Origin of the sequence: Emticicia aquatilis (assembly GCF_014644295.1) — a bacterium.
GTDB lineage: Bacteria > Bacteroidota > Bacteroidia > Cytophagales > Spirosomataceae > Emticicia > Emticicia aquatilis.
Window position 1 is genome coordinate 474,952 of the sequence record NZ_BMKK01000005.1, and the last position, 26,157, is coordinate 501,108.

Consider the following 26,157-nt stretch of genomic DNA (forward strand, 5'->3'; position numbering starts at 1 on the left):
AAGGACAACAAATATAAAAACTCGTTTTTTGACAGGCAATTATATCAGTAACTTTCATGTTCGAAGTTTACTGGGCGGTAATTTCTGTGTTCAGAATAAAAATAATCTAAAAAATATTTTATGAATATTTTGATAAATAATTGAATAATTTCTACATTGCTTCACAAACATAATCCGAACGATTGCACTGTGAAATTAGCCGTAATTAGGGAAACCAAACCATTTGAACGCCGAGTAGCTCTCACGCCAGAAGTCTGCAAACAATTAATCCAAGCAGGATTTGAATGCCACCTCGAACACGACGCAGGAAAAACATCTTTCTTTGACGATACCGCCTATACGGCCGTCGGAGTAATTATTCAGAATGATAAATCTGCATTGCTTGCCGCTGCTGATGTAGTTCTGAAAGTAAACCCTCTCACTACCGACGAAATCGCTTCTATGAAAAAAGGAGCTGTGGCTATTTCTTTCATGTATGCCGCTACCAATCCAGAAATGGTTGAAGCAGCCGCCAAGCAAGGTATTTCGGCATTTTCGGTTGATGCGATTCCTCGCATTTCGAGAGCTCAAAAAATGGATGCTTTGAGTTCACAGGCAAACTTGGCTGGTTATAAATCGGTCATCATCGGAGCGTATCATTTGGGTAAAATCTTCCCTCTACTCATGACGGCCGCAGGTACAATCAAACCTGCCAAAGTAGTAATCATGGGTGCAGGTGTGGCAGGTTTACAAGCCATTGCCACCGCCAAACGCCTCGGTGCAGTAGTTGAAGTAAGCGATATTCGCCCCGAAACAAAAGAGCAGGTAGAATCTTTGGGTGGAAAGTTTATTGAAGTAAAAGGCGATGATTCTATCAAAATCGAAGGTGGATATGTAAAAGGTGTTTCAGAAGATTTCTTGAAAAGACAACAGGAAGTTATCTCAAAACACATCTGCGAAGCTGATTTGGTTATTACAACTGCATTAATTCCTGGCAAAAAAGCTCCGATGTTAATTCCAGAGGATGTGGTAAAAAACATGAAGTTTGGCTCAGTGATAGTCGATATGGCAGTGGAACAAGGCGGAAACTGTGCTTGCAGCGAATTTGCTAAAACTGTTGAAAAACACGGAGTAACCATTGTGGGCGAGGCAAATATTCCATCAATGTTGCCACTCAATGCCAGCGAACTTTACGCTAAGAATATTGCTACTTTCTTGCTACACCTCGCAACAAAAGATGGGTTCAAATGGGAAATAGAAGAAGAAATCACTAAAGGCTCATTGATTGTTCACAATGGACGTATATTGAAATAGTTGGCTTCGACTTCGCTCAGCCACCAAAAAATCATAAATCGTAAATCTAAAATCGTAAATATGTTTAGCGAAATACTCACTTTTCTCGGCGAAAATATTCAGATGATATACATTATTATATTATCTGTTTTTGTAGGCGTTGAGGTTATCGGCAAAGTTCCAGCCGTACTGCATACTCCTTTGATGAGTGGAGCAAACGCCATTCACGGTGTTGTGATTGTTGGAGCAATCATTGTTATGCTCAATACTCCTGCCGAAAATATCTTGGCTTTGGCTCTTGGTTTCGTGGCGGTCGTATTCGGCACACTCAACGTAGTCGGTGGCTTTGCGGTTACTGATAGAATGTTAGAAATGTTTAAAAAGAAAAAATAACCCTTCCCTTCGGCTACGCTCAGGGAACGAGGATAGTTAAATTCATCGTAGCATCTTCTTGACTAAAAATGGAAATAAAATATATTCTTGACATTATTTATTTAGTTGCTTCGGTGACTTTCGTGATTGGTTTAAAGATGCTCAGTCACCCCGATTCGGCTCGGAAAGGCAATCTTTATGCGGCTTTTGGTATGGCATTGGCAATTGTCGGCACAATCTTCCTATACAATCATGCCGACGGTTATACTACCCGTGAACCAATCAAAATCATCTTGATTTTAGCTGCAATCGGAGTCGGAACCATAGCGGGTTGGCTGACAGCAAGCAAAGTTCAAATGACCAAAATGCCCGAACTCGTTTCCCTCTTCAACGGAATGGGTGGAGCTTGTGCCGCTATCATCGGTTTGATGGAATATGAGCATAATCTGGGTAAAACTGGTGCATTAGCAACAATCATCGCAGGACTTATCATCGGTTCGGTTTCATTTAGTGGAAGCGTCATTGCGTTCTTGAAACTCAACGAAACCATGAAAAAGCCAATCAGAATTCCTTCATATAACATTCTGAATACGGTTGTGATGATTGCCCTCATTTTATTTGGGGCATACATTGTTTACGCACAACCCGAGCATCTGCTTTTGGTGGTTTTATTATTCGTTTTTGCCTTAGTTTATGGTGTATTATTTGTGATTCCAATCGGTGGAGCAGATATGCCTGTGGTTATTTCATTACTCAATTCGTTTACAGGTTTGGCCGCTGCTTTTGGTGGATTTTTATATCAAAACCAAGTCATGCTCACAGGTGGAATTTTGGTTGGTTCGGCAGGAACAATCTTGACATTGGCCATGTGTAAAGCCATGAATCGCCCACTAAGCAATGTAATCTTCGGAGCATTTGGTGGTGGAGCTGCTGCTAGCTCAGGTGCAGAGGTCAATGGAAGTATCAAAGATATTTCTATTTCAGATACAGCTATTTTGATGAATTATGCAAAGAAAGTAGTTATCGTTCCTGGTTACGGCTTAGCGGTTGCACAAGCCCAACACGTGATTCACGAATTAGAACTTTTACTTGAAGAGCGTGGTGTGGAAGTGGTTTATGCCATTCACCCTGTTGCTGGACGTATGCCGGGCCACATGAATGTATTGTTGGCTGAAAGTAATGTTTCGTATGATAAATTGGTCGAAATGGAAGACATCAACCCACAATTTGCTACCACCGATGTTGTTTTGGTAGTAGGAGCAAATGACGTGGTAAATCCAGCCGCTAAAACTGACCCATCTTCACCTATTTTCGGAATGCCAATTTTGGATGTTGAAAATGCAACAAATATCATCGTCAATAAACGAAGCATGAATGCAGGTTACGCAGGCATCGACAACCTTCTTTTTTACCAACCAAAAACAAGTATGCTTTTTGGTGATGCCAAAGGCGTTTTGGCAAAGTTGGTGAGTGAGTTGAAGCAGATGTAAAACTTGTATTAAATTAACAAAAACTCATATAATAATTGCCATTTTCAATATTTAACAAAATAATATTTGGCAATACTTTTTAAAATTAAGTAGTTTTACCTACCGATTTCAATTTAAAACTATTCAACCATTGGAACCAACAAATGTACACGACCCCGAATATTATCATAAGGTCGTAGATTGTCAGTATGCTTGCCCAGCTCATACACCCGTACCTGAGTACATCAGACTCATTGCTGCCGAAAAATACACCGAAGCCTACATGGTCAATTGGGAATCGAATGTTTTCCCTGGTGTTTTAGGTCGAACTTGTGATAGACCCTGCGAACCAGCGTGTCGCCGTGGTCGTGTTGACGAAGAGCCTGTTGCCATTTGTCGTTTAAAGCGTGTAGCTGCCGATAACAAAGGCGATATAACTCATTTGCTCCCTAAGATTCCTTCAAAAGGAAATGGAAAACGCATTGCCTTGATTGGTGCTGGCCCTGCTTCGCTCACAGTTGCCCGTGATTTAGCACCATTGGGCTACGAAATTCACGTTTTTGATGAGCAAATCAAAGGTGGAGGTATGATGCGTAGTCAGATTCCATCTTTCCGTTTGCCTGAATCTGTTTTGGACGAAGAGGTGAATAATATCCTCAATTTGGGTATTCACCAACACTTCAAAACTTATGTTTCGAGCTTAAAAAGTGTCTTAGATGATGGTTATGATGCCGTTTTTATCGGAACTGGTGCTCCTCGTGGTCGTGATTTAACAAATCTTCCTGGCCGTGCTGAAGGTGGAGCAAATATCCACGTTGGTATCGAATGGTTGGCAAGCGTAGCTTTTGAACATACAAAATCAATCGGCAAAAAAGTAATCGTTTTAGGTGGTGGAAATACCGCTATGGACTGCTGCCGTACTTCACGCCGTTTAGGTGGCGAAGATGTGAAAGTAGTTGTTCGTAGTCCATATTCTGAAATGAAAGCTTCTCCGTGGGAAAAAGAAGATGCCCAACACGAAGATATTCCGATTTTGGATAATCACGTACCAGTTTCGTTTGTTGCTGAAAATGGCAAACTGAAAGGTATGATGTTCGAGAAAGTTCATGCAGTTTACGATGAAAAAGGCAAACGTTCACTCGTTCCAACTGGCGAACCGCACGTTTTCATCGAAGCTGACGATGTTTTGGTAGCAATCGGACAAGAAAATTATTTCCCTTGGATTGAGCGTGATTTAGGAATCGAATTCGATAAATGGGATATGCCAAATGTCGATAGCACTACTTTCCAGTCAACAAATCCGAAAGTTTTCTTTGGTGGAGATGCAGCTCTTGGCCCTAAAAACGTCATTACGGCTGTTGCACAAGGTCACTCAGCAGCAGTTTCAATAGATTTATATTGTCAAGGAAAACCGCTTGATGTTCGCCCAGACCCATTCACAAATTTGGTTTCTCAGAAAATGGGAATCCACGAATGGAGCTACGATAGCATTGTTACGAACGACGACCGCTTTGTTGTGCCACAAGCCGAAAAAGCACTTACATTAAAAGACCGCAAAAAAGAAGTTGAACTCGGTTTCGATAAATTAGTAGGTTTCAAAGAAGCCGAACGTTGCCTCAACTGCGATGTACAAACCGTTTTCACCGAAAATCGTTGTATCGAGTGCGATGCTTGTATGGATATTTGTCCAACCGACTGTATCACATTTACGGTCAATGGTACAGAAGAAGACCTTCGTACACGCCTCAAAGCACCTTCTTTACACTTAAATCAAGACCTTTTGGTGTCTGATACTTTGGCAGCAACTGGCCGAGTAATGGTAAAAGATGAAGATGTTTGTCTGCACTGCGGTTTGTGTGCAGAGCGTTGCCCTACTTCGGCTTGGGATATGCAGAAGTTTTTCTATAATACAACTAAGGCACATCATGGTTGCGGAAGCCATTGATGTAGAACAAGTCTCCGACTTGTTCCTTTGCAATAAATTAAATGAAATTTCCTCTTTTTGAGAATGTTAATATGACACAAGTTAACGATTTTGTAGTACGCTTTGCCAACGTAAACGGTACTGGTTCGGCCAGTGCCAATAGTATGTTTGCTAAAGCTATTTTTAGGATGGGAGTTCCTGTTACACCAAAAAACATTTTCCCATCCAATATCCAAGGATTACCGACTTGGTACGAAGTGCGAGTAAGCGAAAAAGGTTATTTGGGTCGCCGAGAAGGTATTGATTTGATGGTTTCGGTCAATCCACAAAGTATGTTGAAAGATGTACAAAGTGTGCGTTCGGGCGGATATTTTATGTACGATAGCACCAAACCGCTACACAAAGAATATATTCGTGAAGACATTACTTATCTCGGAATTCCGTTGATGGGTATTTGTATGGAACAATACACCGACCCTCGTCAACGCCAATTATTCAAAAATATTATTTATGTTGGAGCATTATCAGCTCTATTGGATATTGAATTTGCAGTTTTAGAACAACTTTTAGCTGAACAATTCAAAGGCAAAGAAAAGTTAATTCCAGCCAACGTTCAAGCTTTACAGTTGGGCGTAAAATATGTGCAAGAAAATTTTCAATTTCCGCTCGAAATTCGTGTCGAAAGACGTGATTTAGTAGGAAACCGAATCATGTTTGATGGAAACGGTGCTTGCGGACTCGGTGCTGTTTATGCAGGAGCAACCGTAGCAGCTTGGTATCCAATCACGCCATCTACTTCGGTAGTAGAGAAGTTTGAAAAATATGCCAAGAAATTCCGTACGGATAAAGAAACTGGCGAGAAAAATTACGCAATCGTTCAAGCAGAAGATGAACTTGCCGCCATCGGCATGGTTATCGGAGCAAACTGGAATGGTGCGAGGTCGTTTACTGCCACTTCAGGCCCAGGGGTTTCGTTGATGAACGAATTTTTGGGTTTAGGATATTTTGCCGAAATTCCAGCCGTTTTGATTGATGTGCAGCGTACTGGCCCTTCAACGGGTATGCCAACTCGTACACAACAATCAGACATTACAATTTCGGCTTATGCTTCACATGGTGACACAAAACACGTTTTACTTTTCCCGAGCAATCCGAAAGATTGTTTTGAACTAACAGCCGATGCTTTCGATTTGGCCGAAAGATTACAAACGCCAATCATCGTTTTGACAGATTTGGATTTAGGCATGAACGACCACATGAGCGAGCCGTTTGAGTGGAATCCTGAACGTAAATATGACCGAGGTAAGGTTTATACTGCCGAAGATTTAGAAAATATGGGACGTTTCGGGCGTTACTTAGATTCTGATGGCGACGGTATTCCGTACAGAACTTACCCAGGTACGCACCCAACCAAAGGTTCGTATTTTACTCGTGGTACTTCTCGTGACGAATATGCAGTTTATACCGAAGATAGTGCTGTTTATGTAAGAAATATGCAGCGTTTGGAGAAAAAATGGGAAACAGCCAAAGACCTTGTGCCAAAACCATATTTCTACCAAGAGAAAAATATGAGTCCGCTGGGCGTGATTTTCTTCGGAACTTCTACTTATTCATCGGAAGAAGCAATCGACTTATTGCGTGAACAAGATGTGGTGCTTGATGCCATGCAATTGAAAGCTTTTCCTTTCAATAAAGACGTGGAACAATTCATCGAAGACCATGAGGTTGTTTTTGTGATTGAGCAAAACCGTGATGCCCAAATGCGTTCGTTGCTTATCAATGAACTCGAAATTAATCCTAAGAAATTGATTCGTGTCTTGAATTATGACGGAATGCCAATTACGGCTGATAAAATTGTGAAAGAAATTAGTAAAAATCTGACTATTGCTTAGGTTTGGATTGAATCTAAAAACAGTTTATCAAACATTAATTAAAGCGTCTAAATTTTACATAAAGAATTGCCTGTAAACGAACTAACATTCGTAAATCGTAATTCATAAATCGTAAATCAAAAATATGACATACGTTCGTCCGACCTTTAGGCATCCAGATTTGCCAAAAAACAAAATAAATTTTACTAAAAAAGACTACGAAGGAGCTTTATCAACGCTTTGTGCTGGTTGTGGACACGATTCTATCAGTGGAGCAATCGCCCAAGCTTGTTTTGAACTTTCGGTTGAGCCACACCGAATTGCCAAGCTTTCGGGTATCGGTTGTTCATCAAAAACTCCAGCTTATTTCCTCGGAAACTCGCACGGTTTTAATTCAGTCCACGGACGTATGCCTTCGGTGGCTACGGGTGCGTACTTGGCTAACCGTGACTTGGTTTACTTTGGTGTTTCGGGCGATGGCGATTCTGCTTCAATCGGAATGGGGCAATTTGTTCATGCCATTCGCCGTAACCTTAATATGGTTTACGTAGTAATGAATAATGGTTGCTACGGCCTTACAAAAGGGCAAGATTCTGCTACGGCAGATAACGGCTCAAAAAGTAAAGCTGGCTCAACAAATCTCTTTAATGCCATTGATTTAGTGGGTTTAGGGCTTGAGCTGGGAGCTACTTTTGTGGCTCGTAGCTTCTCAGGCGATAAAACGCAGTTGATTCCGCTTATCAAAGCCGCTATTTCTCACCCAGGTTTTGCTTTGATTGATGTCATTTCTCCTTGTGTAACTTTCAATAATAACGTAGGTTCTACAAAATCTTACGATTATGTGCGTGAGCATATCGAAGCTACTTCAACCGTAGATTTCGTACCAGTGATGGAAGAAATTACGGCAAGTTACGATGATGCCAAAGAAGTAACGCTGCACGATGGCTCAGCATTGCACTTACAAAAATTACATCAAGGCTGGAATCCAGAAGATAAACTTTCGGCCATGAATGCCATTCAAAATTCAAAAGAAAAAGGCGAAATCTTGACAGGCTTGATTTATATAGAGCCAAATACGAATGCTTTGCACGATGTGCTTCAAACAACCAAAACTCCATTGAACACCCTCAAAGAAGACCTTCTTTGTCCAGGTGTTGATGCTTTGGAAGCTTTGAATCAAAGTTTGAGGTAGAAAATGTTTTAAGATAAATTGAAAACGCTCAGGAGATTTTGGTTTCTTGAGCGTTTTTTATAGTATAGTTTAACAAAATGGCGAACAATTATTTTCAAGTCAATTAATCAAATGAAAAAAGCATTGAGTGTTCGGATTAATCTAATAAACCCACCTATTGGGGTAGATTTTGGCTTACAAAAAGGCTCTGGAAATAATTACACAATTATCCAAAAGCAACGTGCTACCACTAATGATTTGATTTTTGAATTTTCAGTTCTAATAAAAGATGATGCCGAGAAAAAGCATTCACCGAAGTTTTCGGGTGATTTTGTTCAAGGCTCAAGTGATAAATTCGTTTACATCGGTATCGGGGCTTTTGTTGGTCAATTCGATTGTATTTGGTCGAGGAGGCTCAAAGTTCCTCTGACTGGAATAACTTGGGAGCAAGTGGAGCAATTATACAATAATCCTAAGGCAGTTTTAGAAACTTATGTGCCAGGTACAGGAAAAGATGGTAGTCCAAATTGTGCAACAGTAAAACCATTTGCAGGATGGCTCATCAAAGAGTAAATAAAAAATCACAGTTGGTCATTGATAAATACTTTAAGTATGGCTAAACCCTCATATCCCCCGCTGGTGCAAGTCTCTGACTTGTACCAAATTTATCGCAAGCAGCTCCACTCGTACCTTTTTAATATCAATTATCGGTTGATTGCTTACCTTCAACGACTTTTTTAGGCAATACTTTTTGTATTGGCATATCATCAATTGAACTTGGGCCTTCAACGACTCGCTTAGCATCAGCTTTACGAATATTACTAATATTAGCCTTTTCGTTTTCAATATAATTAACTCCCATTGAAACTGGTTTCTGATGAGCCTCTGGTGTGTAGTATTTTCCTTTAGCATAAGTAGGTTTTTCTTCTTCAGCAGCCATTGTATTGACATACTTCATATAGCCATCATTTCGAGTTGCTTTTACCTCCCAACTTACTTTTACATTTGGCTTACTTGTTTCTATTACAAATTCATTTCCCTTTATCTCTTCGCTAACGATTGCTTGAGCAAAAGTGCCAATAACTGTTAATTGGTAACGAAAATCTTTATTTATGGCTGCAAAATAATCTGGAAGTTTGACAGTTGCTTTGCCGTTTGCATCGGTTGTAGTATTTCCACTGTACATATTCAATACATCTGGGCTTTCGATGGCAAAATGGTGAAGAATTTTATTCTCTGGGTCGAGAGGGTGGTCTATTGTAAAAGGCTTAGGCCCTGTAGTTGTTAGGGTACCACTCACATAAACTTTTCCTATAAAATAACCAGCGTAAGAGGTAGCGTTATTGATATTATCTTTTGAAAAAAGAGAGATATTATAACTTGCACCAGTTCCAGTGGTATTTGTTTCTGAAAAAATACCAAAGTTTTGGCTTGTTCCTCCGTCAGCACACGAGTATATTCCTATTTTATTTGACCCTACTCCATTTAAATCTTTAGTTGCCATTATTGTGGTTGCTGTAAAACTACTTGTAGTTGTATAGGTATTATTTGTACTATTTACTCCACTTATCTCAACTTTTGCTACAGGGTTATCTTGACCTATACCTACATTCCCTGTCCCATTCTGAACCACAAAACGGCTACCTCCTCCACCTAATTCAAAAATTTCCAAATTATCGTCCGCAGGTCTATTCCTAAGATTCCATTGGTTAACTCCTGCTCTTGCAAAACGTATCGCAGCATCACCAGAAGCACCATCTATGTCAATCACAGAAAATGATGATGAGGACTTATTACGAATACCGGTCGAACCACCATGCAAGACATCCAATCGGTAGGAGGGTGATGTTGTTTCCCCAATACCTACATTCCCTGTTCCGTCTTGAATGACAAAACGGCTACCTCCTCCACCTAATTCAAAAATTTCTAAGTAATCGTCCGCAGGCCTATTCCTAATATTCCACTGATTAGTTCCTGCTTTGGCAAAACGTAGAGCTGCATCACCAGAAGCACCATCTATATCAACAACAGAGAAGCTACCCGTAGATTTTGAACGAATTCCTGTAGAACCAGAATGAATAATATCATTCGGATACTGTGCTTTTGCTACAAAAGAAAGTAGTACAAGTAAAGTAAAAAAATATTTTTTCATGTTATTTATTAAATTATAAGTTAATCTTAATCAAATCTATAAGATATTTTTTTTCTTATACATAGGTTTTTACTAAGTGGTAAGAAATTTTACTGAGTGGTCTTTTAAGCATTACCTTTTGGGGATATAACATAAAAATACTTTACTGCTATTTCTTTAAAATTACAGTTTTCTACATTTTTTACTGTCTCATGTCTATAATATGTTACAAAGAATATTACAGGCATTTTTATGATTTCACTTGTAGATATGACAAATTGTAAATTAAAAATTATCTATATATATTTGATTCTCTAACTTAAAATTAAGCTTTTTTTCATAAACAAATATTCTACAAACTTTGATGAAGAATTTATCCATACTATTTTTTATTACTTTATCGTTTTTAAAATCTTTCGGGCAATCTACAGTTATTACTCCTGGAAACTCTTCTCCTAATATAGTAACTACGTCTAATAGCAATGGTATCATACCGACGAAAATCACATCCAGTCAAAGGGATGCAATTGTAAATCCAGAAGAAGGTTTACTAATATATAATACTACTTCGCATTGTTTAGAGATTTTTAGGAATACGGGATGGTTTAATTTATGTACGAACTCTTTCATTTCTAATAAATTAAACAAACTATTCGGTGGAAGTAATAATGAATTTTCTACCCTTGGAGATGGGAATGTTGTTATTATAAAAAACACATCTGATGGTGGGTATATTTTAGCGAGTTCTACTATGTCCTCATCGAATGGGGATGTTACAAACATAAGTCATGGGGGATATGATATTTGGATTGTAAAATTAGATAGTAATGGAAATATACAGTGGAATAAGCTGATTGGAGGTAATCAAGATGATATTGTCTATGCTTTGCAACAAACATCTGATAATGGGTACATTATTGCTGGAACTTCATGGTCTTCTGGAAATGGAGATATTACAAATACAAATCATGGATTATCCGATTTTTTAGTAGTAAAGTTAAATTCATCAGGTGATATAATTTGGAATAAATTATTAGGTGGCAGTAGTTTGGATGACCTAAGGAATATGCAACAAACTTCCGATGGAGGTTACATTCTTGTTGGTTATTCTCTTTCATCCAATAGTGGCGATGTAACAAACACAAATCACGGAATTAAGGATTTTTGGGTTGTAAAACTTAATTCTTTAGGAACGATAATTTGGAATAAATTATTAGGTGGAGACCAAAGTGACCAGCCTTTTAGTGTTCAACAAACAAGTGATGGTGGTTATATTATTTCAGGAGTGAGTGACACAAATAATAATGGAAGTTTCCCTAATGTCAATAACGGATATTATGATTTTTGTGTTATTAAATTAGATAATACAGGAACTACTTCATGGCAAAAATTTTATGGAACAATTAAGTATGATGATGGGTATTCAATACAACAAACATCAGATAATGGATATATAATTGTCGGTGTAACCCAATCTGCATCTGCACCAGCTAACACCTTTGGACTCTATAGTGATGCTAAAATAATAAAAATAGATGCCTTAGGTAATGTTACTTGGGAAAAAGTAATAGCTGGAAGTGGTAATGATTTTGCCGTTTCGGCAAAAATAACAATTGATGGGGGTTATATTTTTGTCGGTTATTCCGACTCATCTAATAGTGGAGATATTACAGATATAAACCATGGAAGTTACGACTTTTGGGTTGTTAAATTGGACTCGTCGGGTAATACTTTATGGAATAAGCTTTTAGGTGGTAGTGGAGATGATAAAGCCTATTCAGTACAGTTAACCTCTGATGGGGGATATATCATTGCAGGAACTTCTACCTCCTCTGCAAGTGGCCAAGTATTTAATAATAATCACGGTAGTGGAGATATTTGGATAGTTAGAATAGATAGTAACGGTAATATTTACTAACTCGCTGGTGCAAGTCTCTGACTTGTACCAAATTTATCGCAAGTAGTCTCAGACTGCAATTCCTCCAAAGGTACAAGTGGTGCTTCACTTAACACTTACACCAGCTAAAAATCCATTCCATGACAAACGTCATGTTTCGGTTAGAAGATTTTACGTTGCTTTGTCAAATTTTCTTACTAAGCAATGATACAAACACCTGCACATACCTTCCATATTCCCGTAATGGGCTTGGGTTTCACGATTGATACGCCACTAAAAGTAGCACGTTTTGGCATTTCTTCGGTAATTTCGATTATCGAACACGAACTCATTGAAAAAATGCGAGAATTTCACTGCCGAGAAAACGGTGAAGTTTATGAGCCAATCACCGAAAAAGTGGAAGATTACAGAGCCAAAAGAATTACTGAATACCTGAATCTTTTGGACAAATTAATAAATAAGCAAGTAGAAAAACTACGCTTAAAACCTTTCGTAGAAGGCTCAGAAATTACAAAATATTTTGAGTTACTACCAGAAACTTCGCCAATTAAGCAGATGTATATCGGAATGCTACAACTGGAAGATAGTTCGGTAAAAAAACAAGTACAAGATGAACTTCGCAATGCGATTGTGGCAGGTTCGATTGATGTAAACGTGATGTCGAAAGTTGATAGAACGCATTATGATGAAAACGGTGAAATGTTACCGAAAGAGTTTTCTGATGCTCTTTCATCGTTTCGTGGTTATGCACAAAGCAATTTAACTTCGAGTATTGTCTTTTCTGCTGGCTATAACCCACGTTTGTATGGTTATATAGATGCTTTCAACGACTTTTTTCCTAATGAAAAAGGTTTCTTGAAAAAGAAAATCATCTTGAAGGTAAGCGATTATCGTTCGGCTCTTACGCAAGGAAAAATCTTAGCAAAAAAAGGTTTGTGGGTGTCGGAATTCAGAATTGAGTCGGGACTAAATTGCGGTGGACACGCTTTTGCTACTGATGGACTTTTGCTTGGCCCAATCATGGAAGAATTCAAGCAAAATCGTGCAACTTTACAAAAAGAAGTATTTGATATTTGTAATCAAGCATTGCTTGGTAGAGAAATGTCACCGTTTCCATCAATTCCAGCCATGAAAATTACGGTACAAGGTGGCATCGGAACGGCCAACGAAGATAATTTCTTGCTCGAATATTATGATGCCGACGGCACTGGTTGGGCGAGCCCGTTTTTATTAGTTCCAGAAGCTACCAATGTCGATGATGCTACGCTCAATAAAATGGCAAATGCACAAAAAGATGATTATTTTTTGAGTAATGCCTCTCCTTTGGGCGTTCCATTCAACAATTTCAAACATACAAGTGGCGAAGAACAACGCTTGATTCGTATCAATAAAAATCGTGCGGGAAGTCCGTGCTATAAAAAGTTTCTTTCTACCAATACAGAATTTACAAAAGAGCCTATTTGTGAATCTTCTCGTGAATACATTCACGCAAAAATAAAGCAAATTGAAGCAAGCGAAATGACCGCTGAGCAAAAGGCAGAAAAAATCAATTTTCTTAATCAAAGAGATTGTTTGTGCGAAGGTTTGGGTGTTTCGGCATTGTTGAAACACGACATAAATCCTGCTCATAAACTTACCGCCGTAACGGTTTGCCCAGGGCCTAATTTGGCTTACTTTTCGGGAGTTTTTTCGTTGAAACAAATGGTTGACCACATTTATGGCCGAACCAATATTCTGAACTCATTGAAACGTCCGAATATGTTTGTGAATGAATTGGCTTTGTATGTAGATTACTACAAAAATCAACTCAATAAGCAAGTTGAAAATCTCTCAACTGCACAAGTTCGGACACTTAAAGCTTTTCATACTAACTTATTATCAGGAATTGACTACTACAAGTCATTGGTTTCATCTTTTAAAAACGAAACTGAGCGATACATTGAAGAAATGAAGGAAGAACTTGCCAACTTAGAACAAGCTGTTAGCAATTTACAGTTACCGTTTGAGGTTGCGGTGAAGTAAATTTCTTGGTTCAACTTTGATTTATACTGAGATGAACGCTGGCAAGGTTTTGAACCTTGCCAGCGTTAGTCCAAATTATGAATTATTTATATTTTCCCTCAAAATCAACTTCTTTCTCCATTAAACCTGCCAATCGAACAGCTATTTCGCTGCGAGAAATGGGCAAATTTTGCTTATCCGAACTAATATTTTTTTCTGAAATACTCTGAGCTAATGGGCTTTTGATTGAAGCCAAGAATTGCTTAAACTGACTCAAAATCCCTTCAAATTCAGCAAAATTCATCCTTTTTTGCTCAGAAATACCTTTATAAGTGAATTTTGGCTCAAAATCTTTCAAGCCTTTTAAAAATTCATTGGTCGAAATTGTAGAATCGGGGTAGAACCAAGTTCGATTTGACCAGTTGACGGATTGACCAACTCCTTTCAAAATTCCAGTTGCTCCTACTCGTTGGATTGCCTCCCAATTTGGGTGTGTTGGCGGCACATCGAAATAAGGCATTAGATACACTTTTGAGTGCAATAATGTTTGCTGAATTGCTCGTACCGAAGCTTTTTCTGGAGAAATTTTATTCAACACACTGTAAGCTGCCAAAGCACCAGCCGCTTGTCCGATTTGCATCACAGCGGGCTGCAAACGAGACGCTCCATTGACCAAATTACTTACCGATATTGATTTTTCAGCTACGATAAAATTAGTTTTTTGCTTCGGAATAAGGCTTCCCAAAGGAATATTAAACGAAGGTACTGGCACAAAATGCAAGTCGGGAGCGGCAGGGTTTTTATCGTGATGATGGTCAATGGCGTAATCACCCACAGCAATACCAGTTCGATAAAGTGGCTGAGGCTGAACAAAAGGTTTCTCGATGTGATTGGTATTCATTCTGACCAAACCATCAATTCGGCGACTCTCTCGGTGATACGGAATCAAAGGCAATTTATCGGCAGTTGGATATTCATCATCGGCCAAACCAAAGTTTTTAAAACCCAATTCGGTTTGCAGAAAATACACAAAACGAAGCGTAACAGCTTTGGCCTCCTTGATGGCTTCTTGCCTTTCATTTTCCGACATTTCGACCATATTTGCGTAATAATCATTGCCATTGATTGGCCAATTGATTAAAACTTTACCATTCGGAAGTTTAGCGTAAGTCATCAAATTTGCACACGGATTCTGCCTTTTAGCATTCGGATTATCACAAAATTCTTTGCAAGCACAATTAAACTCCAAAGCCGAATAATTGGCTGGTTTGGGCAGAGTTTTATCAGCATTTGCTCCGTAATCTTTCAAAATTGCGGCATAAGTAAGGTCTTGTATGATTTTATTGGCTTTTTCGGGAGCAATTGGTTCATTATAAGTCGATTGGGCATCCATTCCTAAATCGTATTTGATGCCCACTTTGGCCGCAACATCGCCCAGTTCAGTAGCATCTATCAGAATCTTCGTTTGGATTGTTTTCCCATCTGAAAATTTTACTTGCCAACCATTTGTAACTTGTTTAATATCAGTTAGTTTGACACCAAAAATTAATGTAAGATTCTTTTCAGTATCGCACATTTTTCGTAGAACTTTTTGCCCGACAGATGGTTCGAAAAGTGTATTACTCACCCAGCCCGTAGAAACTTTATCCGCTCCGCCGTAGTAATTTCTTATCTGCTCTCGAAATTCGCCCCACAAACCCGATGGCATACTATGATTGCCATCAATGGCCGAAACTCCTGCCGAAGTGAGCATTCCTCCCAGCCACGGAGTTTCTTCTACAATCATGGTTTTTACGCCCATGCGTGCCGACTGTATGCCCGCCATTGTGCCAGAGGTGCTTCCTCCGATTATCAAAACATCGGTTTGCTGGCCTTTTTGAGCGTTTACTTGTGAGAAAATACCGATATAAAAAACGAAAAGTAGAACTTTTTTCATAATAAAAACTAAGTTGCTGGACTGCTTTATTCTTCAATAACAATGGCAATTTTATTGCCTTTTATGGCCATCCGACTAATTTTTCGCTTCGGAAGCATATCGGGTAAAGTAACAGCTTTCCATTCTTTAGTTATTAAATTGTAACTAAAAATATCAGTATTGCGGCTTTCAAAAATGATATTTTCTGATAACCAAGCATTGTAATGCTCAGAGTCAATATGACTTTCTCCTATATCAGTAATGGTATTTTTTTGAGGATTGAATGAGCGAATTAGCCATTTTCTATCAATTTGCTGCACGAAACTAAAGTTCTTTTGTTTGGGAATGAGGTGCAATGAACGCCCAATATTTTGAGCAACGACAATATCTTTTTTTGTAATAAGATTTTGATAATGAAGCGTTTGTGGCTCTCCCAAAACGAAAGTAATAAGTTCATTTGGATTTAACCATGCCTGATAACCAATCTTACCAGTTTTCTGTGACTCAAAAATCATCTGAGTTTCAGTCGGATTTTTGATATTGTATTTTACCAAGTCTTGGTCGCCATTTGATTTTCGCTGAACAATGCACGACAAGTATTTTTTATCGGGCGTAACGGTTGGAGAATATTCTGAATCAATGGTATTGGTTATTTGTAACCCAACGCCAGTTTTGAGATTATACGACCAAATATCAGTCTGGCCATCTTGCATGGCCGTGTAGTAAAGCAATGGTTGATTAGGATGAAAAAACGGTTGATTATCGTAGCCTCGGCGATTGGTAATATTTTTAGGGTTAGAAAGCGTAATATTTCCACCTGATTCTGAAATATCTAATAGAAAAATTTCGGTTCCGTTTTGGGCAAAAAGTAAATTGGATACGAATAGTAGGGCGAGTAGTTTCTTCATAGGTGTAGTTTTGTTTGTTAGCGAAAATACCGAGAATTAGGCTAAAAAACAAATTTTGCTACTGCATCCGTTGGTTAAAACCAACGGCAATGAAATTAGCTTTCTCTACTACTGTTGCTAGTCTTCACTGACTTGTACCATAATCATCGCTGGCAGTCTCAGACTGCATTTTATTATTAGGTACAAGTGACGACGCTTTGCTTAACACTTGTACCAGCATTCCTTTATCCTTTCATAAATCGAATCAGCAAAGTTTCAATAAATAAAAAGGCTAAAGCGAGCATTACGCAGTATTTCCAGAGTGGCGTGCCTACATTACTCTCTTGGAAGGTTTTTACGAAATCTCCATCGAGTAGGTTATCGAAAATTGTGATATTTTTTTGTCCCGCAAAGAATGTTCTTAGTTCTTCGGGCGAGTAAAAATCCATTTTTGATTCTTCGTTGTCGTGGTTGAGGGCTATAAGTTTTTCAGTTTTTCCATCTAATTGCAACTCATAATATCCTGATTCAAGTACCTGATTATCTGATAGTTGTGAAGACTTTGGCAATTCTAAAGTAAGTGTATTACCTACGGTTCGTTGCACTGGAATTATCTCAATTTTATTATTTACAGTCGAAACATTTTTGAGTTTATAAGTAGCATTTTTCTTGACATTTGGCAAATCTAAATTGATGCTTCCTTCACTGAAATTATAGGCTGCACGCTCTTGTTTCGTACTCATTGAGGCAATTTTAAACATCGTTGGCACAAAGAATGCGTGTTCAGCGAAGTTTCCGTAAGGCTTATCAAGTGGCGATGCACACACGTACACTCGCCCCTGTGAAGCCTGCGTAGATGTAATGAAATTTTGCATATTCTTGAAAGTCAGAATTTTTTCTCCTACGCCACTCCACGTCCATGCGGGTTGCATTGTTGGTGTGTTTACTACACCTTGCGAAGTTGTGCGTTCAAACACATCAATATAAAACGGATTTTGTCGGTTAGGCTCAGCAATCGCTTGCTGACTTTGTGCCAAAACTGGTTGATTGTTAAGGTTGATTCCTTGAATACCAAATCCGCCCAAAAATTGGCTGTATGACGTAACATCTGGTCTTGCCGAAGGGAAAATCAAGAGATTTCCACCATTTCTCACAAATTCTTCGAGACTCGCACGGAACGTTCCTGCTACGGTTTCTACCCCTTCCAAAACTATCAAATTGGCATTTTTGAATTGACCTACATCGACATTTGTAGCACTGTATGCTCGATAATTGAAAAGACTATCGTTATCAAAAACTTTTCCGATATAATCTACCGCACTGCGTTCTTGGTAAAGATGCAAAACTTGGATTGTTGGCGAAGCATTTAGCACAAAATAATAATCGTTGTCGAAAGTAATTGGCTGGTCATCAAACGAGACTTTCCCACGATGAAAACCTTTGTCTTTTACCGTAAAGTTGAAAGTTGCCGTTGCCGAACCATTCGGAGCGATATCCACCGAAGCCGTTGAGGCTTGGGCGTTGTCAATAAATAGTTTTACAGGTAGTTTTTCAACTTCTTCACTGCCCGAATTGAACACTTTTACGTAAAGAATATTATTCTGCATTTCACGAATGAATGGCGAAGCCAACCAAACCGAATCTGTGAAAACATTCTGGTTTTTCTTGCCTTGAACTGGCACTAAAAATAATTTATTGAGCGTATCGGTCTTGATTTTACGTAAATCGCCCGATGTACTTTTCTGAAAATCAGAAAACCAAAAGAATTGGTTATTGGCACTCGGATTATGTTTTTGAGCAAGATTATTCTGACGTTTATAAATACTTTCAAATGTACGTGGATTCGACGAAAAACCTACTGAAGTAAGACGGTCTTTTACTTTTGTAGCATTGGTTACGGCTTGGTCTTCTCCCGAAAAATCGTTTGTAATTAATTGAATATTAGGCGATTGACGAAACAGTGTAAGCAATTCATCAATTTTTGTAACGGCTAAATCAAGGTAACGTTTGTTTTCGGTGGTATTTTGCATACTCAAAGAATTATCAAGATAAAGGCTATTTACACCCAAACCCGAACTACGATTTGTTGAGGCATTTTTGGCGGGTAAAAAAGGTTGTGCAAATGCCAAAACCAAAAACAAAAGGAACAAAAGTCGTGAGGCCAAAATAAGCCATTGCTTGATACGACGAAACGAAGACGTTTGTGTTTCGACGGCCTTCAAGAATGCCACATTGGTAAAGAATACTCGCTTGGTTCGACGAAAATTGAATAAATGAATAATCAAAGGCACCGAAAGTGCCGCTAAACCCCAAAGAAAAGTCGGAAAAAGAAATTGCATATACCCCAAACCCCTAAAGGGGCTTAATTTTTTAGTTTATTATCCTAACGTAAAAGTCTGAAAATACTTTCAATAAATTGTTATACTTTCTTCACTCTTTTGAGCGAAGCAGGCCTGCTTCCCACAAAAAATGCCAATTATTATGCCAAAGCAAATCACATGGATTGAATAATTGGTCACAAAGCTGGAGGAGTTCGTCCCATCTGTTTTCTGCTCTGTTTTCGATGCTCTATTTTTGAATCAACAAATCAAAAACCTCCACACAACTTTTTGCCGTACAAAATTATTAGATAGCTATTACTTTTTATATTTAAAACTCGTATTTGACCACCAAATTCGAAACTCAAAACATTATAAAACTGTGAAACAATGACAATCAAGAATCTAAAACTTTATCAGACAATTTCGGGGGTATTAATGCTGGTATTCTTTGGTTGCTACCTTTATCTGCAATTTGTGCTTCACTATGAAGGTATTTATTACAGCTTATGCAAAGGTATCTACGAATTATTGCTTGCTCTTACTTTTCATTTTAGTTTATCTTATATAAAACTTACAAAACCCCAAAACTATAAAGAATCGCTTCATAAAATGGTTGTTCTACTTTGGAGTATAATGGGCGGAATCCACATCATCGAATTTATTGCTAAACTGTTTTAATGAAAATGTTAAGATTTTCTAAATCTACCTAACTTACAAATTTCCCTTACCCTGCGTAAGGGTTTTTGTTTTGTAAATGTTCTATGGTAAATTTGAGGCGAATCACACAAAACTCACAAATTCTATTATTATTTATGGACGAGCTTAATTTTTTGCGTAAAAAAACAGGCATGACAATCGGAAGGGCATGGATGTTGATGGTTTCGTGTGTGATAATCTTTCTTTTTGGTTCGGGAGTTATCGGAGTAATTGCTGGAATTGCTGGGTATAATCATATCCAACAAAATGGTTTTCTTGAAAAAGGAGTGTTGGTTCTGATGGCTTTGATTCTGATGATTTCAAGTCTATGGGGATTTTTCATCAACAAAAAACAACTTCCTTTCTTTAATAAACAACCTCTTTCTATTACTTTATCTTGCTTAGCAATTGCTTTAGCTTGGAGTTTTATTAGCCCTCTTATTGTCGATTTTCTACCTTTCGATGAAACCGCAGCCGATGGCTTCGAACGAATCGGCATGGATTTTATCTTGGGTATTGCCGTCACTATACTTTTTACCTTTCTGCAAATTGGGGTTGTTGGCCACGGTTTACTGAAAAACTACCTTTTTAAGCAAGTTATTCTGACAGTTGCGGCCGTCAGTATCGTGATGGTTATTCCACAAGCCGTCATTGGCTTAGTCTTCCAGACCCTCATTATGTTTTATATCTATTACCGAACGGCATCTTTTCAGCTTCCACTAATAATGACAGCCACATATAGTATCGTAGAAGATTCTTTTAAGTGGAGATTAGGGGGAAATATTGTCACAAAAAATTATATTAGACTTCACCTGACACCCAATGACAATATCTATTACGTAGGCTTGCTTATTGCTTTTTGTGTGATTTTGGCGGGTCTATACTTCATAAAACAGCAAACTACGCCCATCAGTTGGCAGCGTCCCGAAGAAGACGAAGATATTGCCCTCTTATAAGTTTTCCAGTACCATTCTTTTCAAAACTCATGGCTTTAGCGTCATGAGTTTTTTGTTTTCACACCATTTTCTGAGTTCATCACACGGTTCTGAGACTTCGTCACATCTGTTTTCTACACTGTTTTTCTTGCTATACTTTTGAATCAACAAACAACAACATAATAATTTATCCAACAAAAACGGCGGTTATTCGCTCACAAAATTATGAAAACGAAATCAATCTTATTCGCAGCTTTAGTAACACTTACATTCGCTACAACTTCTTGCCAAGACGAGAGCATCAGTCCTTCGATTATAGACTACCGTTCGGGCGAAACTATGAGCAGTAGCACAGAATCAAAAACTTTAATTGATGGAAATGAGGCTTTGATTGATGAACAAACAACGCCAAATCAAGAAATAAAAAACACAACTAAGCCAGTACTTAATAAATCCAACAACGTCCCGGTCAATATCATGCAAATTGATAGCGATGAAGTAAAATAATAAGCACTCACTTACATAAACCTAACAAGAGAAATGAAAAAGTTTGAAATTATCAGAGTGTCAGATTGGTGGTCAACAAGTTCGTTGATGGAGAAAGCCGAAAACACAGCCAATCAAAAAAGCCAAGAAGGCTACCAAATTGTCAATATTTCTTTTGGTTATAGCATTTGGTTGGCTCCATCAGCCTATATCACCATAACAAAAGCAGCATAGTTCATCACAAATTTGAGGGAGTTCATCACAACGTTTTTTAAGAAAAAGCAATTTTAAACAAATTTGAAACAAGAAATCTAACACTTACCATTATGAGATATTTAACGCTTAACATCAACCCAAACGCTCGAATAGACATTGACAATGATATTTGGGGAAAAGAAACCATTAGATACAACGGCGAGATTGTTTCGGAAAAGAGTTCAGTTTTTGGTTCAGTTCACTCTTTTGAAAAAGAAGAAAATGGCGAAATAGCCAAATATGAAATCAGAATCAGTCTGAAATTTTTAAGAATCGGTTTCGACATTTTCAGAAACAACCAAGCAATTCTTTTAAACTAACAATACTATGAAATGGGTTAAAGATAATTCGGAAACAAATTATGTGCTAAAGTATAATGATGAAGTAATCTTAGAAATGCACTTTGATTATGGCAAAAAAGGTGTAAAAGCTATTTGCCAAAGTATTACTGAAACATTTGTTATTGAAACCGAAAGCTTTTGGAAAAGTAATGTTCTCATCAAAGAAAATGAAATCATTATTGCTAAAACCACCACTGATAAATGGTATAGCAGCCTTAGCACGTTGGACATAAAAGAGCAGAAAATCAAGTTTAAATTTCGGAATAACCCATTGGCAGAAATAGTATTTTTTACTGAAACCGAAGAAAATTTACTACTTTCCTGCGGCTTAAAATCCGACAAAAAAGGAATGATAGAAACAGTACTGAATGTTGGAGCAAACCTTACCGAAAACCCCATAAAGAACTATCTATTAGCACTTTGTTGGTATATATTCAAACCTATTGCAGAAGAAAACACAGTTGATGCCCTTACATTGATAATTTCATAACTATATCTTTTAGACAATGGAAACAACTACTAAACAAGACAAATTACTTTTCTTCGGAATCTCGTTTGCGGCTTTGGCGGCTCTAATATTCATTATCAATTATGTAAATCCGATTACGGGCTTTGGTGTAGCATATATCTTTCTTTTAGCAATACTCTTAGCGGGTATTATCACGGTATTAAAATTTGATTTCGCCAAAATCACTGAAAAGTATAAGAGTACAAATCCTTATCTAATTTCAGGTATCTTTTGGAGTGCTTTAGCAATAATGAAATGGCTAAAATACATCCGAAAAGATAATTTCGACTGGATTATTGCTTCTTTATTCGCACTGGTAGCTATTATTAATTGGATAAGTTATTTCAAAAAATCCAATAAATAAGCTACTAAATCCACACCATAACATGGAAAAAAGCCTTAATTTCGCCCCAAAACCAATTAACCAACCAATGGAGTTTTCGTTTGGAAATATTTTTACTAAAGCATACTGGAAAGAAACGGTTATTCCTTTCGCAAAAAAACATTGGATAATTATTGTAGCGGTTTTAACGGCTATAAGCGTAGCTCACACTATTTGGTATTTCAGCTATTCTCATCCACTTTCAACAATTGTAGATGATTTTTTTAAAGCTACCAAAGTTAAAGGAAGTACTCGAAACTATTCTCGATGGTACAAATTAGGTTATTTGGTAGCTGCATTTTTGGGTTCAAAAAGTTTCTTTTTCAGCTTGATAGGCACAACCATTCTGATTGCCGAATTTAACTTTCAATTTCTCTTCAAGAATTTATTCGTTGATGAAGGCCGAAAGGGCAAGTTCTTTTACTTCATTGTATTAGTATTTTTCTATTTCTTCATTTTTGTTATCTTACTAACCTCATTTGGAATAAAAGCCGAGCCACTTGGCTTGCATACGTTTATCACCAATATCTGGATAGGCTTTTCGGTTATTTACTCAGTTATTCAGTACGTTTCTGAGTCGCACAAAAGACTACGAGAATTGGCCGTTCAGAAAACAAAAGTTGAACTTTCGGCACTAAAGGCACAAATAAACCCCCATTTTTTATTTAATGTACTCAATAACCTTTATGGTACCGCAATCGTAGAAGATAGCCCCAAAACTGCCGAAGGAATCCAGCAGCTTTCGAGCATTATGAGGCACGTAGTAGAAGGCACAAAAAACGAACGGATTTCGGCCGAAAAAGAAGTGCAATTTCTCTATGATTTTATTGAGCTAAATAAAATGCGTATCCCTAAGCGAGATAATATCAAAATAAAAATCAATATCGACTACGATGAACAACCGACACAAATTGCTCCGCTTTTGGTGATTCCGTACATCGAAAATGCCTTCAAATATGGCATTAGTATTACGCAAGAGAGTTTCATAGAAATTGATTTTAACATAGAAAATCAAAAGCTTCATTTCTTATGCCGAAATAGTATAATCAAACAATTTGATAAACTGGAAGTTGGAACTTCGACAGGCTTAGAAAACACTCGCCGCCGACTGACGCTCAACTATCCACATCGACATACTCTAAAGATTTCTAACAAAAACAATATTTTTGAGGTCGTTTTAGATGTAGATTTGAAGTAAGTATAGCACGCAACCACAATCATAACCACCTAATAAAATGCTCAAAGCAATTGCCATAGATGATGAGCCAATGGCTCTCGAAGTAATCAAAGCCCACGCCCAAAAAGTAACTTTTCTGGATTTGAAAGAAACTTTTGTAAGTGCAATGGAAGCCCTGTCTTATCTAAAAGAAAACCCCGTTGACTTGGTTTTCTTAGATATAAATATGCCCGATATTACAGGCCTTGATTTCTCGCAGCTTTTACCACAAAATACATCGGTTATTTTCACGACGGCCTATTCTCAATACGCAGTAGATGCCTTCAATATCAATGCTCTTGATTATTTACTGAAGCCCATTGATTTTAGTAGATTCATGAAAGCCTGCCAAAAGGCCTATGAAAGTGTGAACGAAGAAGCACCTAAATTGCCGTATTTATTCGTAAAAGATGGATATGATTTGGTCAGAATAAGCATCGAAAACTTACTTTTTGTAGAATCAGAAGGCAATTACCTCACCTTCAAGGAATCTGATAAAAAGACGGTTACTCGCATGACCATGACCGAAGCCATCGAAATGCTACCAAAGTCTGACTTTTTTAGAGTACATAAATCATTTGTAATCAATCTCAATCACGTCAAAAAAATCGAACGTCACCAAGTTTGGGTAGGCACAGAAGCCGTTCCAATCGCAGCTAATTATCGAGATGATTTAATGGAAATTTTAAAGAAAATCTGGATGGTAAAGTAAAGCCTAAAGATTCTCTCGGCTCTTAAAAGCATAGAATCGGAGAACGTGATTTACGATTAAAAATTCACCGATTGTATTGATGACTCTTATAAAAATATAAGTGAGTTCATAAACTCGTTCTTCTGGAGGTAATATGTAATATAAATCAGCTGTAACCGTGAAAAACAAGCCTACAAGAAATAAAACCCTAACATTGTTTTGATGAACTCTAAGCTGAATTCCAGCAAAAAGAAAAGCCATTATTCCTACCCAATATAAATTAAAGGAAAGCATGGGCGTTCTGGGGTGAAGGTTCAGAAGATAGAGAAAATACAATCCTCCAGTAAGTCCGAAAGTAGCTAAAAGTATATTTCTAGTATCGGATAAGGCGAGTTTCTTTATACCCATTTCAAAGAAAACTCCAGCCAAAAGCAACCTCAAAGTAGGTTGAACATACGAATAGACAACATCAAACTCTTTTTCATCAACGATAATAAACGAAGAAAGACCGATACAGAAAAGCCCTCCGTAGCAGATGGCAAGCAATACTAAAGGCTTTTTAAAGTTTTTTAAAAGTTTGGAGAAAATATAAACAAATAAAAAGAAATAGTCGAACTGAAAAAGGAATAGAGCCAGCAATCTATCCATTTGATTCTTTAGTTCATTAGGCTCAATCTTTGCAAAAAAATAGATATTCACCAAAAGAACCAATGTAAAAAACATACTGGTAAACCTTTCGCTCATTTGAAGGATTCTTTAAAAGTAAATCTAATATACTTACAAATAAGAGTCCAATTAATGACACCAATCATAAACTTAGTAAGTGGTAGCTTTTTGATTTCAATAAATCAATACCATCATACTTCTTGCTCCGTGAGCTCCAATAACTAACGACTGCTCAATATCAGCTGTTTTTGAAGGACCAGCTATAAAAACACCATAACTACCCACATTTTCGAGTTTATTATAGGCTTGCTGCATATTGGCAACAATATTGTTTTTATCAAGCACCAAAACTAAATGTTGCGTAATAAACGGTAATGCACGGTTGAGCATATTGATTTCAGGTACCCAAATTGTACCATTTTCGGCAACACCTATTTCACCTTGAATCACGGCCAAATCAACTTGCTCTAAAATCTCTTTAGTTGTATCAAGATTTACGGCAACGTTTGCTTTAACAATATCAGAAGCCACATTTTTTAAATCGCTGTAATACTTGTCGATAGCTGCTTGACAATCAGCTTTTGAAGCCACTTCTATGACTCGGCCACCGATACCTTCCAATACAGTTTTGAACCGCTCAATGCTTCCGTCACCTTCAAAAATTGGCACATTTGGCAGTGTCGTCAAGGCAGGTTTATTACTGGCTATACTATTTAATATTTTTTCTCTGCTGGTCACAAGTAGTTATTA

The 26,157-nt window shown here is 37.7% G+C and carries 24 protein-coding genes; 18 read left to right on the forward strand and 6 right to left on the reverse strand.

What is annotated here, in order from left to right; translation table 11 throughout:
• Window positions 1-189 precede the first annotated feature (189 nt).
• From IEX65_RS14620 to IEX65_RS14650, 7 genes are all read left to right on the forward strand, one after another.
• Window positions 190-1,293 (forward strand): Re/Si-specific NAD(P)(+) transhydrogenase subunit alpha, encoded by a 1,104-nt coding sequence (locus tag IEX65_RS14620; protein WP_188766821.1) that lies wholly within the window; start codon window positions 190-192, stop codon window positions 1,291-1,293.
• A 60-nt stretch (window positions 1,294-1,353) separates the two neighbouring features.
• Complete coding sequence (locus IEX65_RS14625) at window positions 1,354-1,665, forward strand: NAD(P) transhydrogenase subunit alpha part 2 (RefSeq protein ID WP_188766822.1); 312 nt, start codon at window positions 1,354-1,356, stop codon at window positions 1,663-1,665.
• 68 nt (window positions 1,666-1,733) lie between these two features.
• The gene (locus tag IEX65_RS14630) at window positions 1,734-3,134 is read left to right on the forward strand and encodes an NAD(P)(+) transhydrogenase (Re/Si-specific) subunit beta (RefSeq protein WP_188766823.1); all 1,401 of its coding nucleotides are present in this window, start codon (window positions 1,734-1,736) and stop codon (window positions 3,132-3,134) included.
• 130 nt (window positions 3,135-3,264) lie between these two features.
• Complete coding sequence (locus IEX65_RS14635; protein ID WP_188766824.1) at window positions 3,265-5,058, forward strand: FAD-dependent oxidoreductase; 1,794 nt, start codon at window positions 3,265-3,267, stop codon at window positions 5,056-5,058.
• Window positions 5,059-5,129: 71 nt separating this feature from the next.
• A complete protein-coding gene (locus tag IEX65_RS14640) occupies window positions 5,130-6,929 on the forward strand; it encodes a 2-oxoacid:acceptor oxidoreductase subunit alpha (protein WP_188766825.1) in 1,800 nt (599 codons plus the stop codon).
• Between the two features lie 124 nt (window positions 6,930-7,053).
• A complete protein-coding gene (locus IEX65_RS14645) occupies window positions 7,054-8,100 on the forward strand; it encodes a 2-oxoacid:ferredoxin oxidoreductase subunit beta (RefSeq protein WP_188766826.1) in 1,047 nt (348 codons plus the stop codon).
• 111 nt (window positions 8,101-8,211) lie between these two features.
• Window positions 8,212-8,652, forward strand: coding sequence for a DUF5990 family protein (locus tag IEX65_RS14650; protein WP_188766827.1), 441 nt, complete (start codon window positions 8,212-8,214; stop codon window positions 8,650-8,652).
• Window positions 8,653-8,779: 127 nt separating this feature from the next.
• Here the strand turns inward: IEX65_RS14650 and IEX65_RS14655 are convergent, their stop codons facing one another.
• Complete coding sequence (locus IEX65_RS14655; RefSeq protein WP_188766828.1) at window positions 8,780-10,231, reverse strand: hypothetical protein; 1,452 nt, start codon at window positions 10,229-10,231, stop codon at window positions 8,780-8,782.
• Window positions 10,232-10,574: 343 nt separating this feature from the next.
• Here IEX65_RS14655 and IEX65_RS14660 point away from each other — a divergent pair, with 343 nt between their 5' ends.
• Together IEX65_RS14660 and IEX65_RS14665 are read left to right on the forward strand one after the other, a co-directional pair.
• Window positions 10,575-12,128, forward strand: coding sequence for a phage tail-like protein (locus IEX65_RS14660; RefSeq protein WP_188766829.1), 1,554 nt, complete (start codon window positions 10,575-10,577; stop codon window positions 12,126-12,128).
• A gap of 183 nt (window positions 12,129-12,311) precedes the next feature.
• Window positions 12,312-14,129 carry a hypothetical protein gene (locus tag IEX65_RS14665; RefSeq protein ID WP_188766830.1) on the forward strand — a complete coding sequence of 606 codons (1,818 nt, stop codon included), beginning with the start codon at window positions 12,312-12,314 and terminating at the stop codon, window positions 14,127-14,129.
• Between the two features lie 82 nt (window positions 14,130-14,211).
• Here IEX65_RS14665 and IEX65_RS14670 read toward each other — a convergent pair whose 3' ends face one another.
• The 3 genes from IEX65_RS14670 to IEX65_RS14680 all read right to left on the reverse strand — a co-directional run bounded on the left by IEX65_RS14670 (window position 14,212) and on the right by IEX65_RS14680 (window position 19,249).
• Window positions 14,212-16,044 (reverse strand): FAD-dependent oxidoreductase, encoded by a 1,833-nt coding sequence (locus IEX65_RS14670; protein ID WP_188766831.1) that lies wholly within the window; start codon window positions 16,042-16,044, stop codon window positions 14,212-14,214.
• 26 nt (window positions 16,045-16,070) lie between these two features.
• Entirely contained in the window at window positions 16,071-16,931 is an 861-nt protein-coding gene (locus IEX65_RS14675) for a TolB family protein (protein WP_188766832.1), read from the reverse strand.
• Window positions 16,932-17,155: 224 nt separating this feature from the next.
• Window positions 17,156-19,249 carry a BatA domain-containing protein gene (locus IEX65_RS14680; RefSeq protein WP_188766833.1) on the reverse strand — a complete coding sequence of 698 codons (2,094 nt, stop codon included), beginning with the start codon at window positions 19,247-19,249 and terminating at the stop codon, window positions 17,156-17,158.
• A gap of 369 nt (window positions 19,250-19,618) precedes the next feature.
• Between IEX65_RS14680 and IEX65_RS14685 the strand changes: the two genes are divergently transcribed.
• The 9 genes from IEX65_RS14685 (at window position 19,619) to IEX65_RS14725 (ending at window position 24,762) form a co-directional block, all read left to right on the forward strand.
• Complete coding sequence (locus IEX65_RS14685; protein WP_188766834.1) at window positions 19,619-19,909, forward strand: hypothetical protein; 291 nt, start codon at window positions 19,619-19,621, stop codon at window positions 19,907-19,909.
• 134 nt (window positions 19,910-20,043) lie between these two features.
• Window positions 20,044-20,883: a hypothetical protein gene (locus IEX65_RS14690; protein WP_188766835.1), complete on the forward strand. Its 840-nt coding sequence runs from the start codon at window positions 20,044-20,046 to the stop codon at window positions 20,881-20,883.
• Between the two features lie 204 nt (window positions 20,884-21,087).
• Window positions 21,088-21,369 (forward strand): hypothetical protein, encoded by a 282-nt coding sequence (locus IEX65_RS14695; RefSeq protein WP_188766836.1) that lies wholly within the window; start codon window positions 21,088-21,090, stop codon window positions 21,367-21,369.
• Between the two features lie 33 nt (window positions 21,370-21,402).
• Complete coding sequence (locus tag IEX65_RS14700) at window positions 21,403-21,582, forward strand: hypothetical protein (RefSeq protein WP_188766837.1); 180 nt, start codon at window positions 21,403-21,405, stop codon at window positions 21,580-21,582.
• A 92-nt stretch (window positions 21,583-21,674) separates the two neighbouring features.
• Window positions 21,675-21,923: a hypothetical protein gene (locus tag IEX65_RS14705; RefSeq protein ID WP_188766838.1), complete on the forward strand. Its 249-nt coding sequence runs from the start codon at window positions 21,675-21,677 to the stop codon at window positions 21,921-21,923.
• Between the two features lie 7 nt (window positions 21,924-21,930).
• Window positions 21,931-22,434 carry a hypothetical protein gene (locus IEX65_RS14710; RefSeq protein ID WP_188766839.1) on the forward strand — a complete coding sequence of 168 codons (504 nt, stop codon included), beginning with the start codon at window positions 21,931-21,933 and terminating at the stop codon, window positions 22,432-22,434.
• A 16-nt stretch (window positions 22,435-22,450) separates the two neighbouring features.
• Entirely contained in the window at window positions 22,451-22,816 is a 366-nt protein-coding gene (locus tag IEX65_RS14715) for a hypothetical protein (protein ID WP_188766840.1), read from the forward strand.
• A 22-nt stretch (window positions 22,817-22,838) separates the two neighbouring features.
• Window positions 22,839-24,032, forward strand: coding sequence for a sensor histidine kinase (locus tag IEX65_RS14720; RefSeq protein WP_188766841.1), 1,194 nt, complete (start codon window positions 22,839-22,841; stop codon window positions 24,030-24,032).
• A gap of 37 nt (window positions 24,033-24,069) precedes the next feature.
• Entirely contained in the window at window positions 24,070-24,762 is a 693-nt protein-coding gene (locus IEX65_RS14725; protein ID WP_188766842.1) for a LytR/AlgR family response regulator transcription factor, read from the forward strand.
• A 3-nt stretch (window positions 24,763-24,765) separates the two neighbouring features.
• On the opposite strand, the gene IEX65_RS14730 is transcribed toward IEX65_RS14725, so the two are convergent.
• Both IEX65_RS14730 and IEX65_RS14735 read right to left on the reverse strand, forming a co-directional pair.
• On the reverse strand, window positions 24,766-25,485 hold the full coding sequence (locus IEX65_RS14730; RefSeq protein ID WP_188766843.1) for a hypothetical protein: 720 nt from the start codon (window positions 25,483-25,485) through the stop codon (window positions 24,766-24,768).
• A gap of 96 nt (window positions 25,486-25,581) precedes the next feature.
• Window positions 25,582-26,145: a LutC/YkgG family protein gene (locus tag IEX65_RS14735; RefSeq protein WP_188766844.1), complete on the reverse strand. Its 564-nt coding sequence runs from the start codon at window positions 26,143-26,145 to the stop codon at window positions 25,582-25,584.
• Window positions 26,146-26,157 lie beyond the last annotated feature (12 nt).

What these genes read in the sequence shown, in the direction of transcription:
- IEX65_RS14625 (WP_188766822.1), top strand. Translation starts at nt 1,354, where the DNA reads ATGTTTAGCGAAATACTCACTTTTCTCGGCGAAAATATTCAGATGATA.
- IEX65_RS14630 (WP_188766823.1), top strand. Translation starts at nt 1,734, where the DNA reads ATGGAAATAAAATATATTCTTGACATTATTTATTTAGTTGCTTCGGTG.
- IEX65_RS14640 (WP_188766825.1), top strand. Translation starts at nt 5,130, where the DNA reads ATGACACAAGTTAACGATTTTGTAGTACGCTTTGCCAACGTAAACGGT.
- IEX65_RS14645 (WP_188766826.1), top strand. Translation starts at nt 7,054, where the DNA reads ATGACATACGTTCGTCCGACCTTTAGGCATCCAGATTTGCCAAAAAAC.
- IEX65_RS14650 (WP_188766827.1), top strand. Translation starts at nt 8,212, where the DNA reads ATGAAAAAAGCATTGAGTGTTCGGATTAATCTAATAAACCCACCTATT.
- IEX65_RS14655 (WP_188766828.1), bottom strand. Translation starts at nt 10,231, where the DNA reads ATGAAAAAATATTTTTTTACTTTACTTGTACTACTTTCTTTTGTAGCA.
- IEX65_RS14660 (WP_188766829.1), top strand. Translation starts at nt 10,575, where the DNA reads ATGAAGAATTTATCCATACTATTTTTTATTACTTTATCGTTTTTAAAA.
- IEX65_RS14665 (WP_188766830.1), top strand. Translation starts at nt 12,312, where the DNA reads ATGATACAAACACCTGCACATACCTTCCATATTCCCGTAATGGGCTTG.
- IEX65_RS14670 (WP_188766831.1), bottom strand. Translation starts at nt 16,044, where the DNA reads ATGAAAAAAGTTCTACTTTTCGTTTTTTATATCGGTATTTTCTCACAA.
- IEX65_RS14675 (WP_188766832.1), bottom strand. Translation starts at nt 16,931, where the DNA reads ATGAAGAAACTACTCGCCCTACTATTCGTATCCAATTTACTTTTTGCC.
- IEX65_RS14680 (WP_188766833.1), bottom strand. Translation starts at nt 19,249, where the DNA reads ATGCAATTTCTTTTTCCGACTTTTCTTTGGGGTTTAGCGGCACTTTCG.
- IEX65_RS14685 (WP_188766834.1), top strand. Translation starts at nt 19,619, where the DNA reads ATGACAATCAAGAATCTAAAACTTTATCAGACAATTTCGGGGGTATTA.
- IEX65_RS14690 (WP_188766835.1), top strand. Translation starts at nt 20,044, where the DNA reads ATGGACGAGCTTAATTTTTTGCGTAAAAAAACAGGCATGACAATCGGA.
- IEX65_RS14695 (WP_188766836.1), top strand. Translation starts at nt 21,088, where the DNA reads ATGAAAACGAAATCAATCTTATTCGCAGCTTTAGTAACACTTACATTC.
- IEX65_RS14700 (WP_188766837.1), top strand. Translation starts at nt 21,403, where the DNA reads ATGAAAAAGTTTGAAATTATCAGAGTGTCAGATTGGTGGTCAACAAGT.
- IEX65_RS14705 (WP_188766838.1), top strand. Translation starts at nt 21,675, where the DNA reads ATGAGATATTTAACGCTTAACATCAACCCAAACGCTCGAATAGACATT.
- IEX65_RS14710 (WP_188766839.1), top strand. Translation starts at nt 21,931, where the DNA reads ATGAAATGGGTTAAAGATAATTCGGAAACAAATTATGTGCTAAAGTAT.
- IEX65_RS14715 (WP_188766840.1), top strand. Translation starts at nt 22,451, where the DNA reads ATGGAAACAACTACTAAACAAGACAAATTACTTTTCTTCGGAATCTCG.
- IEX65_RS14720 (WP_188766841.1), top strand. Translation starts at nt 22,839, where the DNA reads ATGGAAAAAAGCCTTAATTTCGCCCCAAAACCAATTAACCAACCAATG.
- IEX65_RS14725 (WP_188766842.1), top strand. Translation starts at nt 24,070, where the DNA reads ATGCTCAAAGCAATTGCCATAGATGATGAGCCAATGGCTCTCGAAGTA.
- IEX65_RS14730 (WP_188766843.1), bottom strand. Translation starts at nt 25,485, where the DNA reads ATGAGCGAAAGGTTTACCAGTATGTTTTTTACATTGGTTCTTTTGGTG.